At 53.4% G+C, this 1,665-nt stretch carries 2 protein-coding genes and 1 pseudogene; all 3 read left to right on the forward strand.

Features of this window, described 5'->3' with window-relative positions; translation table 11 throughout:
• On the forward strand, nt 1-972 hold a 972-nt coding region (locus DBR24_RS00560), incomplete at its 5' end, for an S-type pyocin domain-containing protein (RefSeq protein WP_128613562.1).
• 10 nt (nt 973-982) lie between these two features.
• Nucleotides 983-1,339 (forward strand): DUF6572 domain-containing protein, encoded by a 357-nt coding sequence (locus tag DBR24_RS00565; RefSeq protein ID WP_128613563.1) that lies wholly within the window; start codon nt 983-985, stop codon nt 1,337-1,339.
• 105 nt (nt 1,340-1,444) lie between these two features.
• Nucleotides 1,445-1,665: pseudogene (locus DBR24_RS31195) on the forward strand (hypothetical protein); the annotation flags it as partial.

Genomic DNA, 1,665 nt, shown 5'->3' on the forward strand with positions numbered 1-1,665 from the left:
GCCGAATACGGACTGTGGGCTGTGCTTGGCACCGGCGCAGCAATCACAGCACAAGGCACTCCACTGCAACTGGTGGCGGGGTCTGCCAACGGCAGTGCAATTGCTCAACGTCTTGGCGGGTCACTGTCACTGGGTCTACTGACAGGAACAAGTGTGGTTGCTGCGGGTTTCGTAACGGGCATGGTTGGGATGCTGATACCAAACACCCGCATTTCCCCAGACAGCGCCTTCTACACGAACGATCAGTACGCAACACTTGAAACTGGCCGCTCTCGTGTCCGTTTCAACGTGAAGACGTTGCCGGACGGCTCCGTTGACGTTTATGGCTTCTACACGGGTGGTAAACCGGAATGGGAAAACGTTCCAGTCATCAGGGGCGAGAAGGTTGGCGAGAAATACGTTGCTGACATTGGCAACGGAATTGGCCTGACATGGACGCCAACAGAAAGTGGTGATGGTGTACTGGGTATTCCTGCACTTGAAGGTGCCCCACAGTTGCCATCTGCCTGGGTGTATCCGCCGACAGCACGGTCTGACACGGTGTTGGCAAACCCTGCACATCCTCCTGAGTTCCAGGATGCGATTATCTGGTTCCCTGACTCTGGGATCGAGCCGATCTACATTGTGTTCAGTACACAGTTGGAGAAGAACAAGGAGAAAGGCAAGGCCTTCGAAGACCAAAAGGAACGCGAGCTACGGGCAAACACACCGGAGGTGGGCAGAGAAGTGACAGCCAAGACCAAAAGCGGAGTGCGCACCAGGTTCGATATGCTAGGACGTGATGCTGACGGCAATATCTCCTGTATCGAATGCAAATCGTCAGAAACAGCGCCGCTGACCCGCAACCAAAAACTAGCGTATCCAGAGATTGAAGAAAGCGGCGCTGTTGTCGTCGGCAAAGGGAAACCGGGCTTTCCCAGTGGAACAGTAATTCCACCAACCAGAGTCGAAATCGTTCGACCCAAGCCCTGAAGGAGCAGACATGTCCATCACGAATTCGCAGGTAATCGATATCTGGGCAATCCCTACTTTGGAGCCTGACAACGTAGTGTTGTATGTCTCTGACCACCTTGAATGGGGTGAAAAAGCTGAGCAAGGCGAGCACCTGCAATTGCTTCAAGACAAGCTCAACACCTACGTTGCATTCATCGAGAGCGGCGAGATCTACACCGAAATACCTAATGCACTCGGGAAGCACCCCATCATCCGCATCAACGGATTGTATGAGCTGCCAGAGCAAGGCGAGCTCTTTATTGATCGCGCTGCTGCGGTGCTGAAAGAGGTGGGTATCGGGCTAGAGTTTGTGCTTGATGAGAATGAGGCGATACGGGGCATGTAGGCATGACCCGAATGCTCGAAGAATGGCGTGCCGCTCTAGGCTTGCCGGGATTCAAAGAATAATCAATGGACTGTGAGAGAACAAATAGGACTTCGCCCTGATTTAATGCCCCCGTCGCTGGATGAGTCTTTGGTCGCTCGGCTGACAGAACTGTCTGAACAAATTGATTGCGGACATCGAGAACAAACTCGGGAGCAATTGGCCGCTTTCAATCGGCAAGCCATGACCGAGCTTGAGTTCATCGACTTTCAAGGCATTTATGGAGGCCAGGACCATGACACATGGGTTCGCAAGGTCTTAGCAACACCGTTTGAACGGCGCGTGGC

It is taken from the genome of Pseudomonas sp. HMWF006, assembly GCF_003061205.1.
Lineage (GTDB): Bacteria > Pseudomonadota > Gammaproteobacteria > Pseudomonadales > Pseudomonadaceae > Aquipseudomonas > Aquipseudomonas monsensis.